Origin of the sequence: Dactylosporangium sp. CA-152071, from assembly GCF_050936335.1 — a bacterium.
GTDB classification, from domain to species: Bacteria; Actinomycetota; Actinomycetes; order Mycobacteriales; family Micromonosporaceae; genus Dactylosporangium; species Dactylosporangium maewongense.
In genome coordinates, this window is record NZ_JBNJMZ010000001.1 from 5129485 (window position 1) to 5146304 (window position 16820).

Here is a 16820-nt window from a genome sequence, read left to right on the forward strand (position 1 = left end):
TCACGACTCCTTGACGACGATGGTCTCGACGGTGTTGGCCACGTGCTCGAAGGCGTCGCACGCGGCCTCGAGCTCGTCGACGACCTCCTTCATCTTGAGCACGGTGAGCGCGTCGTACTCGCCGGAGAAGAGCCGCACGAGCAGCATGCGGTAGGCGTTGTCGCCCTCGTTCTCCAGGCGGTTGCACTCGACCCAGTACTCCTCGAGGTTCTTCATGGTCTTCAGCCGCGGCATGGCCTCGGCGGTGAGCCGGGCCTGCTGGTCGAGGACCTTGACGATCTCGTGCAGCTCACGGGGCAGCGACGGCAGCTTGGTCAGGCCGTACAGGTACAGCAGGCTGCCGACCGCCTCGAGGTGGTCCATCACGTCGTCGAGCAGCGATCCAAGCCGGTAGATGTCCTCCCGGTCGAACGGCGTGATGAAGCTGGAGTTGATCTTCTTGTAGAGCTCGTGCGTGATCGCGTCACTGTCGTGCTCGACCTCGACCAGCCGCTCGCTGACCGTCATCACGTCGACGCCGGGCACCGCGAGCTCGGAGAGCAGCTCCGTGCCCTTCACCAGGTTCCCCGCCGCACGGGTGAAGAAGTCGTAGAACGAATCGTCACTGGGACGGAGCCTCAAACGCACAGCCTGACCTCGAGACGTGAACGAAATCCGCGAGGGCCGGTTGGTCCTCGGCGGGAATGCTAGATCCCGCCGCCGACCTCGGCAGAACCGCAGTCCTGTGACCTTGTGCAGTTCATCTTCCGTTCAGCTTTTGTTCATCTTGTACGGCGGGCCGCCGGGGCTCGGCCCGATGCTTTCGCTCGCGATCGACTGGTTTGCGGAGAAATCTTGCGAGTTGGGCCCTGTGACGGCTGGCGATGAGGTCGGCACCCGCGGCGCGCAGCTCCTGCCAGAACGCCAGGCGGACGTGCCGCGGCTCCTCGGGGACGCCGACGAACCGGATCCGGCGGCCGCCGGCGTGCGCGGCGCCGACCAGCGACCGCAGGATGTGCCGCGCCTCCGCGGGGAACTCGGGCCACTCCTCCTGCGGGTCCCAGCCGATCCGCGCGCCGAGCGCCTCGGTGACCAGCGGCGCGACCGTGACGGGCAGGCCGCCGGGCTCCAGGTCGCTGAAGCGGCCCTCCAGGAACGCGAACCGCTCGTAGGCGCCGAGCAGGTCGGCGCGGGACCAGTACGGGCCGGTGAGCACGACGGTGATCGCGCCGGGCACGACGCGGCCGCCGAGGAACGTGGTGAGCAGCTCGGCTCGCGGGCGCAGGAGGAGGTCGAGGGCCTCGTACTCCGGGCGGGCGGCCTGCAGCAGCAGCGCGGCCCGCTGCTGCGGCGCCGTCATGCGCGGCGGCGGGCCCGGCTCCGGGTCGGCGTGGACGAGCAGCAGGAACGGCTCAGCGCGGCGCGGGTGGACCCGGCCGAGCGGGCTCTCGTCGACCAGCGCCGCGAGGGGCTCCAGGACGGCCTGCTCGAAGGTCGGCGCCGGCTCGCCGTCGGGCATGGCGCAGTCCAGGCGCAGGACCGGCGGCGCGGTGTCGGTGTCGAGCCGGACGGCCACCTCGACGCCCGCGAAGCCGGCGCGGACGGCGGCCGCGACGGGGTCGGCGGGGCCGTCGACCGCCACGAGAAGGCCGTCGGCGAGGTACGGCCGGCCGCGCCGCGCCCGCGCCGCGGCCAGTGCGCCCATCGCCGCGAGGCCCACCATGCCGCTGGCGACCGTGGCAAGACCATTGCTCATCCCTAAATGGTATGTAACACGCATATCGCCCGGGTGAGAAACGCCCTGCTTGAATGGGTGTCGTGGTGGATCAGTTCAGCGCGCACCGTGACCATCTCTTCGGCGTGGCGTACCGGATGCTCGGCAGCCGGGCCGATGCCGAGGACGTCGTGCAGGACGCCTGGCTGCGGTACGCCGGGGCGGACACCTCCGGGGTCACCGACCTGCGGGCCTGGCTGACCACCGTCACCGGACGGCTGTGCCTCGACCAGCTGCGGGCCGCGAAGGTGCGCCGGGAGGCGTACGTGGGGCCGTGGCTGCCTGAACCGCTGGTGGAGCGTCTCCCCGACCCGTCGCAGGTGGACCCGGGCGAGCGGGTGTCGTTCCGGGACAGCGTAAGCATGGCGCTGCTGCTGGTGCTCGACGCCCTGACCCCCGAGCAGCGGGTGGCGTTCGTGCTGCACGACGTGTTCGCGGTGCCGTTCGCGGAGGTGGCGGCGGCCCTCGGTACAACACCTGAGAACGCAAGGCAGCTGGCCTCCCGCGCCCGCCGTGCGGTCACCGACGGCGAACGCCGCCACACGACGGACCGGGCGCTGCAGGCTTCGGTGCTGACCGCCTTCACCGCGGCGGCGGCCGGCGGGGACATCGAGGCGCTGCTCAAGCTGCTCGCCCCGGACGTGGTCGCCCTCGGCGACGGCGGCGGCGTCGTGTCCGCGGCCCGGCGGCCGATTCTCGGGGCGTCCGACGTGGCCCGCTTCGTGCTGGGCCTGTACCGCCGCACCGCCGATGTGTCGATCGAGGTCGCGCTGGTCAACGGCGACCTGGGGTTGGTGGTGCACTTCGACGGGGCCGCCGCGGTCGCCGGCTTCGGGATCAGCCAGTCGGGGCTCATCACCGGGCTCTACAACCAGCTCAACCCCGCGAAGCTGTCACTGGACGAGATCTAGCCATTCGCGGTACTTGTCGCCGAACGGCTCGATGCGCTGCGAGACGGCGCCGAAGAGCCAATCGGCGCTGGCCTGTGCCTCGGCGATCACGTCGGCCGGGTAGGCGTACCTGACCTGGTGCGCGGCGAACTCGTCCTCGTCGAGCAGCTCGACCGCGCCCGTGCGCCGGCGCCGGACGTCGAGGTCCAGGTCGATCATTGTGACCTCCGTCTCCTCCACCCAATGGGGGACGGTGGTGATGTCGCAGTAGATCTCGGTGCGGTGCGGTGCCGCGTTGAAGCACGCGGTCCACCAGGCCTGGCGCGGGAAGAGCAGCACGTGCGGCGCCTCGACCGGGCCGGTCCTCGTCGGTCCGCGGTGCACGATCGTGCCGGTGTCGGCGCCGACCCAGATGCCGTGGTCGTCCTCGCCGAGGATCCTGGTCTCGTAGTTCCAGTGCAGTGAACCGTCGAATTTGCGGTAGACCACCTTTGGCATGCGCCCACAGTACTGATCGTGTTGGTGCCCGCAGGTTTCTGTCGTACCGAGGCGGTAGCTTCTTGGTCGTGACTGCCACGCTTGCGACCGCTGATCTGCTTTCCGCTGCCGTCGGTGCCGTGCCCGGCGGCATGGAGCGGCCCGGGCAGCAGCAGATGGCCGAGGCGATCGCCGCGGCCGCCTCGAGTGAGGAGCACCTGCTCGTCCAGGCCGGCACCGGCACCGGCAAGTCCCTGGCCTATCTCGTGCCGTCCCTGCTGGTCGACGGCCCCGTCGTGGTGTCCACCGCCACCCTCGCGCTGCAGTCGCAGCTCGTCGACCACGACCTGCCCCGGCTCGCCGACGCGGTGGAGCCGCTGCTGCGCCGGCGCCCGACCTTCGCCGTGCTCAAGGGCCGGCACCACTATGTCTGCCTGGCGCGGCTGGAGGGCACCTCCGCCGACGAGCCCGACGACGCGCTCTTCGACGTCGGCGAGGCCCGGCCGACCCGTTGGCTCGGCGAGGCGGGGCGGATCGGCAAGCACATCGAGCGCCTCCGCGACTGGGCGATGGAGACCGAGACCGGCGACCGCGACGAGCTCGACCCGGGCGTCGACGACTCCGCATGGAAGCTGGTCTCGATGCCCGCCCGCGAGTGCGTCGGGGCGGCCCGCTGCCCCTATGGGTCGGAGTGCTTCGCCGAGGCCTCCCGCGCCCGTGCCCGCGAGGCCGACATCGTCGTCACCAACCACAGCCTCCTCGCCGTCGACATGCTCAGCGGCCGCATGATCATCCCGCCGCACAAGCTCCTCGTCGTCGACGAGGCGCACGAGCTCGCCGACCGGGTCAGCTCCGCCTCGCAGGCCGAGCTGACCCCCGAGCTGCTGGAGCGCGCCGCCCGCCGCTGCCGCCCCTATGTCGACGACGACGTCGCCGACCGGCTCATGGAGGCCGGCGACACGCTCACCGTCGCGCTCGCCGACGCCCCCGCGGGCCGCATCACCGACGGCCTGCCCACCACCCTCGGCGAGGCGCTCACGCTCCTCGACGGCGGCGGCCGCAAGGCGATCGACGCGATCGGCGAGGTCAAGGCCGACGACGCCGACCCCGTCCGCAAGCAGCAGGCCAAGACCATGGTCGCCGACCTCACCAAGATCGCCCAGCGCATCCTCTCCGACGCCGAGCACGACGTGACCTGGATCGAGCGCGACGACCGCGGCCGCCGTGCGGTGGTCGTCGCCCCCCTCTCGGTCGCCGGCACGCTCAACACGCACCTGTTCCACGAGCGCACCGTCGTCGCGACCTCGGCCACCCTGGCGCTCGGCGGGCAGTTCGACACCGTGGCCCGCTCGCTCGGCCTGCCTGTCACGGCCCCGGCGCCGGTCCCGGCTCAGCCTTCGTCGCCGGGGGCCGCCGCTCGCGACGCGGTCATGCGCGCCTCCGCCGCCCGCGACGAGGCCGACCTGGCGTGGAGCTCGCTCGACGTGGGCTCCCCGTTCGACTATGCCAAGCAGGGCATCCTCTATGTCGCCGCCCACCTGCCCCGCCCGCAGACCTCCGGCCTGTCCGAGCCGGCGGCCGACGAGATGGTCGAGCTCGTCCAGTCCCTGGGCGGCCGCGCCCTCGGCCTCTTCTCCTCCCGCAAGGCCGCCGAGCGCGCCGCCGAGGTCCTCCGCGCCCGCGCCCCCGGCATCACGATCCTCCTGCAGGGCGAGGAGGCACTGCCGATCCTCGTCCGCAAGTTCCGCACCGACCGCAACAGCTGCCTGCTCGGCGTCATGTCCCTCTGGCAGGGCGTCGACGTGCCGGGCGACGCCTGCCAGCTCGTCATCATCGACCGCCTCCCCTTCCCCCGCCCCGACGAGCCCCTCGCCGCCGCCCGCTCCGCCGCCGTCGACTCCGCCGGCGGCTCGGGCTTCGCCGCCGTCAGCGTCCCGATCGCCGCGGTCCGCCTGGCACAGGGCGTCGGCCGCCTGATCCGAGCCCGCACCGACAAGGGCGTCGTGGCCGTCCTCGACTCCCGCCTGGAGACGGCCCGCGGCTACGGCCCTTACCTGCGCGCCTCCCTCCCCCCGTTCTGGTACACCACAAAGCCCGACGTCGTCCGCGCCGCCCTCCGCCGCCTGTCCACCACCTGACGCGCCCGCTCCCCCCTCGTGGACCGCGCCCCCTTCGCCAGTCCCACCCAGCGCTGACAGCGGTCACGTCCGCCACCGCGCCGAACCTGCCCTGCCGCCCCGTCCACCATCTGACCGCCCACTCCGCCCCCGCCCTCTCGCGGACCGCACCCTTCGCCAGTCCCACCACCCCGACGGCGGTCACATCGGCCACCACCGGACCTGACCTGCCCCTGCCGTCCGACCGCCACCTGACCGCCCACTCCGCCCCTGCCTCCACGCGGACCGCACCGCCTTCGCCGGTCGCCAGCCCACGATCAGCCCACGCCGCACCGACGGCAGTCACGTCCGCCACCGCGCCGGAACTGCCTCGCATCCCGGATCGGCCTACGTCCCCGCCGGCTACCGTCCAACCGTGGCCGCTGCCGCCGCACCGCTCGACACACCAGCCGAGCCCAACAACCCAGCCCATTGCACGACACCCACCACTGGCCAGCACTGCCGTGCCGACCGACACAGCGCCGATCGAACGATCGCCCTCCGCCGCCTGACCGCCGCTCCAGGCCTGATCAGCGCTGGGACCGGACCGCCGTCGTAGGCCGCCAGCCCCACAACCAGTCCCACGGCCAGACTCCCGACAACAGTCACGTCCGCCGCCCCGCCGGACCTGCCTCGCATCCCGGATGGCCTACGTCCCCGTCGGCTGCCGTCCCACCATCGCCGCTGCCGCCACGCCCCTCGACACACCAGCCGCGCCCAACAGACCCAGCCCACCGCACGACACCCACCACCGCCGTGCCGACCCGATACAGCGCCGATCGAAACAGCCGCCCTCCCGCCGCCAGACCGCCCGCTCCGGGCCTGACCAGCACTGAGACCGGACCGCCGTCGTAGGCCGCCAGCCCCACAACCAGTCCCACCGCCAGACTCCCGACAGCAGTCACGTCCGCCGCCCCGCCGGACCTGCCTCGCATCCCGGATCGACCCACGTCTCCGCCGACTGCCGCCCAACCATCGCCGCTGCCGCCGCACCGCTCGACACACCAGACGGGCCCAACAGACCCAGCCCACCGCATGACACCCACCACTGGCCAACACCACTGCCCCGGTCGACATGCTGGCCCGGTCCAGCGACACCGCCCACCGCACCTCAGCCCGCCACCGGCCGGCGTCGCGCCGTGCCGACCGACACAGCGCCGATCGAAACGGTCGCCATCCGCCGCCTGACCGCCCGCTTCGGCCCTGACCCCACTCGGACCGCGCCGACTTCGTGGGTCGCCAGTCCCCACAACTCCGTCCGCCTTCTGACCGTCTGCTCCGCCCCCGACCTCCTCGCGGACCGCACCGACTTCACTCACCGCCAGCCCACAGCCAGCCATGCCCAGCAACCCCAGCCGACCGCACGGCGCCCTCCCCACCGCCTGCCAGGACTGCCGCGCCGGCCGAGTCCAGCGGCACCGTGCTTGCAGTGCGCTTCTCCTGTGGCTGGCTTGATCCAAGGACAGGGCTGGCTGCCGGCGCGGCCAGGGCTGGACTTCGATCACCACGTCGACCGGCGCCACCTCGCTGTGGGCGGAGTGCTGCCACCTGGTCGGTGCGCCGGTCTGGTTCGAAGGGCGGGCCTGGCCGGTGGCACGAGCAGGGTCAATCCGCGGAGATGATGACCGAGTCGGGGGGTGGTTCGTGGCGGTGTTGGACCAGGTGGCGGATGCCGGTGTTGAGGACGGCTACCAGGGGGACGGCTACCAGGGCGCCGATGATGCCGGCCAGGACGACGCCGGTGGAGATGGCGACGATGACGGCCAAGGGGTGGACGGAGACGGCGCGGCCCATGATGAGGGGCTGGAGGACGTGGCCTTCGAGTTGTTGGACGGCGATGACGCCGATGAGGACGACCAGGGCGCTGATCGGGCCTTCGTCGACGAGGGCGACGAGGACGGCCACGGCGCCTGAGACGGTGGCGCCGACGATGGGGACGAAGGCGGCCAGGAACACCATTGTCGCCAGGGGGAACCAGAAGTCCACGTCGATGATGACCAGGAGCAGGCCGATGCCGAGGGCGTCGATGAAGGCGACCAGCACCGTCGCGCGGACGTAGGCGACCAGGGTGCGCCAGGCGGCCTCGCCGGCGCGGCGGATGGGGTCGCGGGCGGGGGTGGGCAGGACGCCGGTGAGGAAGAGCCAGATGCGGTGACCGTCGCGCATGAAGAAGAACGTGACGAAGAGCACCAGCAGGAGGAGCGCGAAGAACTCGATGGTGGCGGTGGCGGTGGAGACAGCGCTGTCGGTGAGGCTGCCGCGGTTGTCCTTGAGCCAGTTGGTGGCGGCGTCGAAGGTGGCGTCGAGCTGGCTGCCGTTGAGGTGCAGCGGGCCGGTGGTGAGCCAGTCCTGGATCTGGTTGACGCCGGCCGAGGCCTTGTCGGCCAGGTTGGGGAAGCCGTCGACGAACTCGCTGACGACCAGCGTGAGCACGCCCGCGACGGCGGCGAGGCCGGTGACGAGCACCAGGAACGCGGCCAGGGACGGCGGGAGCTTCACGCGGCGGCGCAGGAACTCCATCATCGGCGCGAGCAGGGCGGACAGCAGCAGGGCGATGCTCAGCGGGATGAGCACCGTGTCGAGCCGGCTGACCAGCCAGAGCAGGACCGCGAGGGCCGCCACGAGGACCAGCAGGCGCCACGACCAGGCGGCGGCGAGCCGCAGGCCACGCGGGATCTCGGCGTCGTCGCGGCTCATCGTCGACGAGTGGATCACGTCGGGCTCGGCCGGCGGTGGAGGCGGCGGCACCTCAGCCTCAGCCACTTCCGCGGCGATCGCCTCGCGTTCGAGGCGGGCGTTTTCGAGACGCTGCTCGTACGCCCGCCGGAGATTGGCGCGCACCTGATCGAACCGGCCCACGAAACCCCCTGTGAATGCCTGCGAACCGACCGGACGCTTCACCGTAGTCCGGGTCCCGCGGCGATCGCACGTACCCAGGCGGTAGCGTCGCAACCGTGACAGCCCAGCCAGCCGCCGGTTACCCGCCGGCCACCACCCCGCCCGTCGTGTCCGATGTGGAAGGGGGCCTGCCGATCCGGTTGCTGCACGACCGGGTCCTCGTCCGGCTCGAAGGGGCCGAGGGCGAGCGCCGGCACGCGTCCGGCATCGTGATCCCGGCCACGGCGTCGGTGGGGCGGCGCCTGTCGTGGGCCACGGCCGTCGGGGTGGGGCCCAACGTACGGTCGATCGTGGCCGGCGACAGGGTGCTGTTCGACCCGGAGGACCGCTCCGAGGTGGAGCTGCAGGGCCGCGACTACGTGCTGCTGCGCGAGCGGGACGTGCACGCCGTCGCGGCGCGGCGGGTCGAGCCGGACTCGACGGGGCTCTATCTGTAGGTGTAGGGGTAGGGGTATCCGGCGTACATCGGCGGCGGGGGCGGAGGCGGCGGCACGACGACCGGGACGGGCACGACCGGGGTGGGCGGAGCGGCGAGCACCCGGACCATCCCGTCCGGGAAGGTGATGTGATACCTGCTGCCGTCCCACACCGCCATGGGTGCCTGCGGATCGCGCCCGACGAAGACCTGCCGGTAGGCGGCGAGCGCCGTCAGCAGCTGGCGTTCCTCGGCGAGCGCCTCCATCCGGCGGGCCGGCGTGTTGTCCAGGCCGCGGCGCATGCCGTCGCGGAGCAGGGCGAGCTTCGTCGCGTCGAACTGGAAGGCTTTCATCGCCTTGGCACCCGGGTCTCCGGCGACCCGCTTGGCCCACCGGCGGGCGGACAGCCGCCTGCCGAGCGTGCCGAGCGACGCCACCTCCGGCGGGGAGAACCAGCCGGCCCGCGCGTACTCGGTGAGCATCCGCTCGGTCAGCCTGCCCTCGGCCGCGCGCTGCCACAGCGCGAAGCCGACCATGCAGAGGAAGATCGGCATCATGACGGAGAAATAGCCGTACAGCAGGATGATCGGCTTCGCGGCGGCGATCACCGACATGAGGTTCCACGAGCCGTGCAGCAGCATCGCGAGCAGCAGGCCGGCGAGGGGTGCGAGCCACTTGACCGCCTTCGTCGAGCTGCGCGACGCGGTGCCGAGCCCGATCGCGGTCATCGACGTGAAGAGCGGGTGCGCGAACCCGGTCATCAGGATGCGCACGATGAAGATGCCGACGAGCGCCGCCGCGCCCTTCACCGCGCCGCCCTGCTCGGCGGTGTCGGCGTAGCCCTTGTACCCGAGGTACAGGATGTTCTCCACCATCGCGAACCCGGTCGCGGACAGCCCGCAGTAGACGATGCCGTCGATCAGGCCGGAGAACGCCCGGGGGCGGCGCCACAGCAGCAGGACCGGCCCGAGGGCCTTCATGCTCTCCTCGATGAACGGCGCGACCACGACCGCCACGATCGCGTCCGACAGGCCGAGCTTGTCGGCGAGCACCCCGCCGGCGGTGTTGACCACGAGCGCCACGCCGGTGGCCACGCACGCGCCCCAGCCGAAGACGAAGACGAGATAGCGGACGGGCTCCGGCTCGTACCGGTCGAGCCACAGGAAACAGGAGACCAGCAGCGGCACCGGGATGACGGCCGCGCCGACGCCGATGACGAGGGCGGTCCATCCGCCGCTGAAGCCGAAGAACGCCAGCAGCGCGACGCCGCACGCCGCGATGCCGCCCATGACGCCGATGAGCGTCCAGAGGCGGCGGCGGTCGGAGCGCTTGGCGGGCGGCGCGGCGGCCAGGGCGAGGGCCGCGGTCGGGTAGCGCTGCTCGCCGGTGTCGGGGGCGGCGTCCTCCGTCACGTTGGGCACGACGTCGCCGCCGGCCGCGTCCCACCCCTGCGGCGCGGCCAAGCCGGCGGCCGGGCCGGCCGCACCACCAAAAGTGCCGCCTGTAGCTCCGCCGGAAGCACCGCCGGAAGCACCGGCCGATGCGTCGGGCCCCTTGTCCAGGGCGACCGGACCGCCGCTGGACGGGACCGGACCGCCGCTCGACGGGGCAGGTACGGGGATCGGAGCTGCCCAGGGTGACCGTTCCTCGGGCGCGGCAGAGGCCGCCGCTGGTCGTACATCACCCGACGACGGCAACAAGGTGGCGTCACGGTTACCCGGATCCTGGGGCGTCCCAGTCGGCGGGAGATCGGTCATGGGCCAACCATATCCGCGCTACGGTGAGACCAGGTCATGAGTGCCAGCGCTGAAGCCCCGGCTTGCTGGCCGGCAACCCTCGCGTTCGCGGCGGGGTGCCCCGGGTGATGACACGGTCCGGCACGCGGTGTGTCCGGGCAAGCGCGAGCGGAGGACTCTGCCATGTCCACGATCCTGTCCCCCGGTGACGTGAAGCTGCGCGACGGCCGCAGCGTCGACTTCGCCAACCTCGACATCGCCGCGACCGCCCCGTGCCTGCGGGCGGTAGCCGACGCGGTCGCCGAGCTCCTGCCGTTCTACGGCAGCGTCCACCGCGGCGCCGGCGCGCTCTCGGAGCGGTGCACGCGGGAGTACGAGCAGGCCAGAGAGACCGTCGCGGACTTCGTCGGCTGCCGCGACGGCGACACGGTCGTCTTCACCCGCAACACCACCGACGCCCTGAACCTGCTGGCCAGGGCGGTGCCCGAGGGCACGACGGTGCTCACGTTCGACGGGGAGCACCACGCCAACCTGCTGCCGTGGCAGCAGAGCCTCCACCTGGACGCGCCGCGCTCGCCGCAGGAGGCGGTGGAGTCGCTGGAGTGGGCGCTGCGCCGGCAGCCGTGCGGCCTGGTCAGCGTCACGGCGGCGAGCAACGTGACCGGCGAGGTGTGGCCGGTGGCGGCGCTCGCCGAGGTGGCGCACCGCTACGGGGCCCGGCTGGCGGTCGACGCGGCGCAGCTCGCCCCGCACGCCCCGGTCGACCTGACCGCGCTGGGCGCCGACTACGTGGCGTTCTCCGGGCACAAGCTCTACGCGCCGTTCGGGGCCGGGGTGCTGGCCGGGCGGGCGGACTGGCTGGACGCCGCCGAGCCGTACCTGGCCGGGGGCGGCGCGAGCGCCAGCGTCGGCGACGACCTCGACGTCCGGTGGGCGACCGGGCCGGCGCGGCACGAGGCCGGCACGCCCAACCTGCTCGGCGCCGTCGCGATCGCGGCCGCGTGCCGGGCGCTCGCCGCCGCCGACCACTCCGTGGAGCGGGCCCTGGTGGCACGGCTGCGGGCGGGCCTGGCGCGGCTGCCGCACGTGGAGGAGCTGCGGCTGTTCGAGGCGGACGCGGAGCGGGTCGGCATCGTGTCGTTCGCGGTGCTGGGCGAGGACCCCGGCGCGCTGGCCACGACGCTCGGCCGGGACCACGGGATCGGGGTGCGGACGGGGCTGTTCTGCGCGCATCCGCTGACCCGGCGGCTGCTGTCGGAGGCGACGGCCAGGATCGCCCCGTCGGCGCCGGTGCCGCCCCAGGCGGTGCGGGCCAGCTTCGGCCTCGGCACCACGGAAGCCCACATCGACCGCCTCCTGGAAGCCCTGCGCCGCTGAGCCACCAGGCCCGCCGCCACGATCCCGCGGCACCGGCGGCGCCGGCACGATCCGGTGCGGTGTCGGCGGCGCGCCGGCACCGCACCGGGTCACGGCCCGGCGGTGGCGCGGTCCAGCACGACGGAAGGGGTGAGGTCGGCGATGGTCAGCGTGCCCTCGGCGACCTCGTCCCAGGTCAGCGGGGCCGACACCGTCGGCAGGGCACCCGCGCGCAACGAGAACGGCGCGACCGTCGTCTTGAAGGCGTTGTTCTGACTCCAGTCGATGAAGACCTTCCCCGGGCGGAGCTGCTTCGCCATCCGGGCCACGATCAGGTCGGGCCGGAGGCGGGCGAGCTCCTCGGCGACATCCTTGACGTACGCGCTGATCTCGTCGGCGGTCTCCTCGCCGGACAGCTCGGCGGTCAGCTGCATGCCCTTGCGGCCGGAGGTCTTGGCGGCCGGCTCCAGGCCGTCGGCGGCGAGCCGGTCCCGGACCAGCAGGGCCACCTCGTAACAGTCGGCGAGCGTGGCCGGCGGGCCGGGGTCGAGGTCGATGACGAGCAGGTCGGGGTTGAGCGGCGAGCCGTCGGCGGCGACGCGCCACTGCGGGGTGTGCAGCTCGAGCGCGGCGAGGTTCGCCAGCCAGACCAGCGTGGCCAGCTCCTCGACGACGATGAAGTCGATGGTCTCGCGGCCACGGCTGGAGCCGGGCACCGGCAGCCGGACGGTGCGGACCCAGTCGGGCGTGCCGGCCGGCGCGTTCTTCTCGAAGAAGCTGATGCCGTCGACCCCGTTGGGGTAGCGGATGCGGGTCAGGGGCCGGCCGGCGAGGTGCGGCAGGAGGACCGGCGCGATGCGGGTGTAGTAGTCGATGATCTCGCCCTTGGTGTAGCCGACCTGCGGGTACAGGACCTTGTCGAGGTTGGTCAGGTCGAGGTGCCGCCCCTCGACCTCGACCCGGACCTTGTCAGGCATCGACGCCGCCCAAGGAGGAAGCGACGTCCGCGGGGGTGAGGTCCGGCCGAAGGCGCAGGAAGCGCGGGAAGCGGAGCCGCCCGTCGCGCGTCCGGTGGCTGAACTTCACCTCCACCACCAGCGTCGGCGTGACCCAGGTCGCGCCGCGGGCGTCCTCGCGGGGCACGGTGCCGGCGAAGGGCGGCTGCGGCACCGACAGGTCACGCAGCGCGTCCAGCAGGGCGCGCTCGGCCGCGTTGGAGATCCCCCCGCCGACCCGGCCGCTGAAGGCGAGCAGCCCACCGGCCGCCGGCACCCCGACGAGCAGGGCGCCGAGGGCGCGCTTGCCGGGCCGCCAGCCGCCGACGACGAACTCGCAGCTCTCCTCCAGCTTGACCTTCACCCAGTCCGGCGAGCGGAGGCCGGGGTGGTAGTGCGAGCCGGTCCGCTTCGCCACCACGCCTTCGAGGGCGTTGTCGCGGCTGGCGGCGACGGTCGCCGGGCCGTCGTCGAAGCACGGCGGGATCACCGCCCGCGCCCCCAGCGCGAGCCCTTCGAGGATGCGGCGGCGGCTGGTGTACGGCGATGCGAGCACATCCTTGCCCGCGGCCCTCAGCACGTCGAACGCCAGGTAGGACACGGGCAACGCGACCGCCAGCCGCGCGGCCCGGGCCGGCTCGCGGACGTGCATCCGCTCGGCCAGCAGCTGGAAGGACGGCCGGCCGGCCTCGTCCATGGTGACGACCTCGCCGTCGAGGACGGTGTCGTCGAGGCCCTCGCCGATCGCCGCGAGCTCCGGATAGGCGGCGGTCACCTCGACCCCGCTGCGCGCGTAGAGACGGGTGACGCCGGCGGTGACGACGGCGATCGCCCGGATGCCGTCCCACTTGAACTCATACGACCAGCCCGGCCCGGTCGGAAGCGGGCCGGTCGAGGCGAGCATCGGTGCGGGCGGCCCGGTCCCCATCACCCCACGATAGTTCGCCGCCGACTTCCTCGCGTGGAGGTCGATTCGATGCGAAGCTGGTGTTCCGAGGTCAACACGCTGCGGAAAGGGATCCCTTAATGCGCGCGATCTGGAAAGGCGCGGTCTCCTTCGGGCTCGTGTCGATCGCCGTCCGGCTGTATTCGGCGACAGAAGAGAAGGACATCCGCTTCAACCAGGTGCACCGCGACGACGGCGGCCGGATCAAGTACAAGCGGGTGTGCTCGATCGACGGCGAGGAGGTCGCATATGACGACATCGCCAAGGGGTACGACCTCGGCGGCGGCGAGATGGTGATCCTCACCGACGAGGACTTCGCCGACCTGCCCCTGACCACGAGCAGGGCGATCGAGGTGCTGGAGTTCGTGCCGGCCGAGCAGGTCGACCCGATCCTCTACAACAAGGCGTACTACCTGGAGCCGGACAAGACGGCCGCGAAGCCCTACGCGCTGCTGCGCGACGCGCTCACCAACACGGAGCGGGTCGCGATCGTCAAGGTCGCGCTGCGGCAGCGGGAGCAGCTGGCGACGCTGCGGGTCCGCGAGGACGTGCTGGTCCTCAACACGATGCTGTGGCCCGACGAGATCAGGGCGGCGAAGTTCGACATCCTCGACGAGGACGTGTCGGCGCGCCCGGCGGAGCTGGCGATGGCCGGTTCCCTGATCGAGTCGATGGCCGCGGACTTCGACCCGTCGACGTACACGGACAACTACCGCGAGGCGCTGCAGGAGGTCATCGACGCGAAGGTGGCCGGCCGGGAGGTCGTCCAGCCGGAGGAGACCGAGGAGGCGCCGGCCGCGGCGGTCGACCTGATGGCGGCGCTGCGGGCGTCCGTGGAGCGGGCGAAGGCGGCGCGCGGCGAGCCGGCCCAGGCGCCCGCGAAGAAGGCCGTGAAGACCGCCGCCGCGAAGGACGACGACGTGGCCGAGGCGACCCCGATCAAGCGGACCCCGGCGAAGAAGGCGCCCGCGGCGAAGAAGGCGACGCCCGCGAAGAAGGTCACCCCAGCGAAGGCGAGGAAGTCCGCCTAGCTGGTGGTGCGGGTGAAGTAGACCGTCGAGGAGGCCTTGTCGAGCAGCAGGTCGGTGCCGTCGACCCGCAGCCATGCGGCGCCGGCGGGCGCGAAGGGGCGGAGGTCCTCCGGCACGTCCGGAGCCTCCGCCGCCGTGGTCGCCGGCAGTGCCTGGGCCCGCTCCGCGGTCAGCACCGCGAACCCGTCCATCGTGTAGTCCATCGGCCCGATCTCCGGGCAGGACCGCGCCCTGGCCTCGTGCTCCTGCCAGTGGACCTGCTGGATGGGCGCGAGCTGCGGCCACTGCTGCTCGATGCGGGTCGTCGAGGTGATGATCCCGGTCTTCGTGGGCTTGTCGAGCTCGTCGCAGCCGGCGAGTCCCGGCACCAGGTCACTCAGTGCCAGGACCACGCCACAGGCCGCGATCACGCAGGCGAGGACGGCGCCGGAGACGACGAGCGCGATCTTCGCCGTACGGTTCACCCGTTGATCTGTACCACCTCGAGGCCACCATCCGCATAGTCGGCGCGGACGCGCTTCTTGTCGAACTTGCCGACGCTCGTCTTCGGCACCGCCTCGATGAACGACCAGCGCTCCGGCAGCTGCCACCGCGCCACCTTGTCGGCGAGGAAGTCGCGCAGCGTCCCGGCGTCGGCGCTCGCACCCTCTCTGAGCACGATCGTGGCCAGGGGCCGCTCGCCCCACTTGTCGTCCGGCACGCCGACGACGCACGCCTCGAGCACGGCGGGGTGCGCCATGAGCGCGTTCTCCAGGTCGACGGAGCTGATCCACTCGCCGCCGGACTTGATCACGTCCTTGGCGCGGTCGGTGAGGGTCAGGTAGCCGTTGGGAGAGAGGGTGCCGACGTCGCCGGTACGCAGCCAGCCGTCCTCGAACTTGTCGGGGTCGGGGCCGCCCTCGCCGATGTACTGCGCGGTGATCCACGGCCCGCGGACCTGCAGCTCCCCGACGGCCGTGCCGTCGTTGGCCATGACCTCGCCGGTGGGCCCGACGATGCGGCCCTCGACCCCCGCCGGGAGCCTGCCCTGGGTGTACCGGTAGGCCCACGCCTCGGCGCCGTCGACGCCGGAGGGCTCCCGGGCGACGGAGCCCAGCGGCGACATCTCCGTCATGCCCCAGGCGTGGATGACCTCGATGCCGTGCCGCTCGGAGTACGCGTGCATCAGCGCCGGCGGGCAGGCCGAGCCGCCGATGACGACCTCCTTGAGCGACGAGGTGTCGGTCGGGTTGGCGTCCAGGTACGCGAGCAGGTCGGTGAAGATCGTCGGCACGGCGCCGGCGAACGTCGGCTTCTCCGTGGCGATCATCTGCGCGAGCGGGGCCGCCTGCAGGAAACGGTCGGGCATGATCAGCGAGGCGCCGCTCATCATCGCCGCGTACGGCAGACCCCACGCCATCGCGTGGAACATCGGCACGATGCACAGGTCGCGCACCTTCGGCCCGAGCCCGAAGCTCTCCGCCATGCAGACCTCCATCGAGTGGAGGTAGATGGAGCGGTGCGAATAGGCGACGCCCTTCGGGTTGCCCGTGGTGCCGCTGGTGTAGCAGAGCGCGGCGGCGTCGTTCTCGTCGACGGCGGGCCAGTCGTACGTGTCGGGCTTGCTGTCCAGCAGCGCGTCCCAGCGGTGGACCTCGACGCCGTCCTTGCTCAGCTTCGACGCGTCGCCGTCGCCGACGACCACGATGTGGCGGATCGTGGTCAGGTGCGGCAACACGCCGGCGAGCAGCGGGATCAGCGTCGAGTCGACGATGACGACCCGGTCCTCGGCGTGGTTGGCGATGTAGATCAGCTGCTCGGGGAAGAGCCGCAGGTTGAGCGTGTGCAGCACGGCGCCCATGCTCGGCACCGCCAGGTACGCGATCAGATGCTCGGCGTTGTTCCACATGAGTGTGCCGACGCGCTCGTCGCCGGTGACCCCGAGGTCGTCGTGGAGGGCGTGGGCGAGGCGGGCGGCCTGGCGGCCGACCTCCGCGTATGACGTGTGCCTGCCGTCGGCGCCGGTCCAGGTGACCACCTCGGAGTCGCCGTGGACGGTGGCCCCGTGCTGCAGAATTCGGGAGATCAGGAGGGGTGTCTGCATCATCGTGCTGCGCATGTACTGCACGCTAATGTGCGGTGGCTCACAACGGAACCCCGGAGCTACTGGTGAGTAGCTCCGGGGTT

Annotated in this window: 14 protein-coding genes and 1 riboswitch; of the genes, 5 read left to right on the forward strand and 9 right to left on the reverse strand. The window is 72.3% G+C overall.

Translation table 11 applies throughout. The features are described 5' to 3' along the window. Positions 1-627, reverse strand: a complete 627-nt coding sequence (locus ACQEVZ_RS22990; protein WP_433369722.1) for a DUF47 domain-containing protein — start codon at positions 625-627, stop codon at positions 1-3. Positions 628-739: 112 nt separating this feature from the next. Further along, the gene (locus ACQEVZ_RS22995) at positions 740-1735 is read right to left on the reverse strand and encodes a hypothetical protein (protein ID WP_344511479.1); all 996 of its coding nucleotides are present in this window, start codon (positions 1733-1735) and stop codon (positions 740-742) included. Between the two features lie 65 nt (positions 1736-1800). Between ACQEVZ_RS22995 and sigJ the strand changes: the two genes are divergently transcribed. Then, positions 1801-2664 carry an RNA polymerase sigma factor SigJ gene (sigJ, locus tag ACQEVZ_RS23000; protein WP_433369725.1) on the forward strand — a complete coding sequence of 288 codons (864 nt, stop codon included), beginning with the start codon at positions 1801-1803 and terminating at the stop codon, positions 2662-2664. On the opposite strand, the gene ACQEVZ_RS23005 is transcribed toward sigJ, so the two are convergent. Continuing rightward, on the reverse strand, positions 2647-3141 hold the full coding sequence (locus ACQEVZ_RS23005) for a DUF402 domain-containing protein (protein WP_344511474.1): 495 nt from the start codon (positions 3139-3141) through the stop codon (positions 2647-2649). The two genes, sigJ and ACQEVZ_RS23005, sit on opposite strands and share 18 nt — an antisense overlap. A gap of 131 nt (positions 3142-3272) precedes the next feature. Here ACQEVZ_RS23005 and ACQEVZ_RS23010 point away from each other — a divergent pair, with 131 nt between their 5' ends. Further along, positions 3273-5258 (forward strand): ATP-dependent DNA helicase, encoded by a 1986-nt coding sequence (locus ACQEVZ_RS23010; RefSeq protein ID WP_344511624.1) that lies wholly within the window; start codon positions 3273-3275, stop codon positions 5256-5258. Between the two features lie 1623 nt (positions 5259-6881). Here ACQEVZ_RS23010 and ACQEVZ_RS23015 read toward each other — a convergent pair. Then, entirely contained in the window at positions 6882-8135 is a 1254-nt protein-coding gene (locus ACQEVZ_RS23015) for an AI-2E family transporter (protein WP_433369729.1), read from the reverse strand. Positions 8136-8281: 146 nt separating this feature from the next. Between ACQEVZ_RS23015 and ACQEVZ_RS23020 the strand changes: the two genes are divergently transcribed. Continuing rightward, on the forward strand, positions 8282-8611 hold the full coding sequence (locus tag ACQEVZ_RS23020) for a GroES family chaperonin (RefSeq protein ID WP_344511622.1): 330 nt from the start codon (positions 8282-8284) through the stop codon (positions 8609-8611). Here ACQEVZ_RS23020 and ACQEVZ_RS23025 read toward each other — a convergent pair. Further along, on the reverse strand, positions 8602-10053 hold the full coding sequence (locus ACQEVZ_RS23025; protein ID WP_433369732.1) for a PrsW family intramembrane metalloprotease: 1452 nt from the start codon (positions 10051-10053) through the stop codon (positions 8602-8604). The two genes, ACQEVZ_RS23020 and ACQEVZ_RS23025, sit on opposite strands and share 10 nt — an antisense overlap. A gap of 326 nt (positions 10054-10379) precedes the next feature. Next, a riboswitch (SAM riboswitch) is annotated at positions 10380-10497 on the forward strand. 12 nt (positions 10498-10509) lie between these two features. Here ACQEVZ_RS23025 and ACQEVZ_RS23030 point away from each other — a divergent pair. After that, entirely contained in the window at positions 10510-11703 is a 1194-nt protein-coding gene (locus ACQEVZ_RS23030; protein ID WP_433369735.1) for an aminotransferase class V-fold PLP-dependent enzyme, read from the forward strand. A gap of 89 nt (positions 11704-11792) precedes the next feature. Here the strand turns inward: ACQEVZ_RS23030 and ligD (ACQEVZ_RS23035) are convergent, their stop codons facing one another. Together ligD (ACQEVZ_RS23035) and ligD (ACQEVZ_RS23040) are read right to left on the reverse strand one after the other, a co-directional pair. Further along, on the reverse strand, positions 11793-12659 hold the full coding sequence (gene ligD, locus ACQEVZ_RS23035) for a non-homologous end-joining DNA ligase (RefSeq protein ID WP_344511468.1): 867 nt from the start codon (positions 12657-12659) through the stop codon (positions 11793-11795). Beyond that, the gene (gene ligD, locus ACQEVZ_RS23040) at positions 12652-13605 is read right to left on the reverse strand and encodes a non-homologous end-joining DNA ligase (protein ID WP_433369738.1); all 954 of its coding nucleotides are present in this window, start codon (positions 13603-13605) and stop codon (positions 12652-12654) included. Before ligD (ACQEVZ_RS23040) ends, ligD (ACQEVZ_RS23035) begins: the two co-directional genes overlap by 8 nt. Positions 13606-13703: 98 nt before the next feature. On the opposite strand from ligD (ACQEVZ_RS23040), the gene ACQEVZ_RS23045 reads away from it, so the two are divergent. Next, complete coding sequence (locus ACQEVZ_RS23045; protein WP_433369741.1) at positions 13704-14654, forward strand: Ku protein; 951 nt, start codon at positions 13704-13706, stop codon at positions 14652-14654. On the opposite strand, the gene ACQEVZ_RS23050 is transcribed toward ACQEVZ_RS23045, so the two are convergent. Both ACQEVZ_RS23050 and ACQEVZ_RS23055 read right to left on the reverse strand, forming a co-directional pair. Beyond that, positions 14651-15118 carry a hypothetical protein gene (locus ACQEVZ_RS23050; protein WP_344511462.1) on the reverse strand — a complete coding sequence of 156 codons (468 nt, stop codon included), beginning with the start codon at positions 15116-15118 and terminating at the stop codon, positions 14651-14653. The genes ACQEVZ_RS23045 and ACQEVZ_RS23050 overlap by 4 nt on opposite strands. Next, positions 15115-16752, reverse strand: a complete 1638-nt coding sequence (locus ACQEVZ_RS23055; RefSeq protein ID WP_433369744.1) for a fatty acid--CoA ligase — start codon at positions 16750-16752, stop codon at positions 15115-15117. Before ACQEVZ_RS23055 ends, ACQEVZ_RS23050 begins: the two co-directional genes overlap by 4 nt. Positions 16753-16820 lie beyond the last annotated feature (68 nt).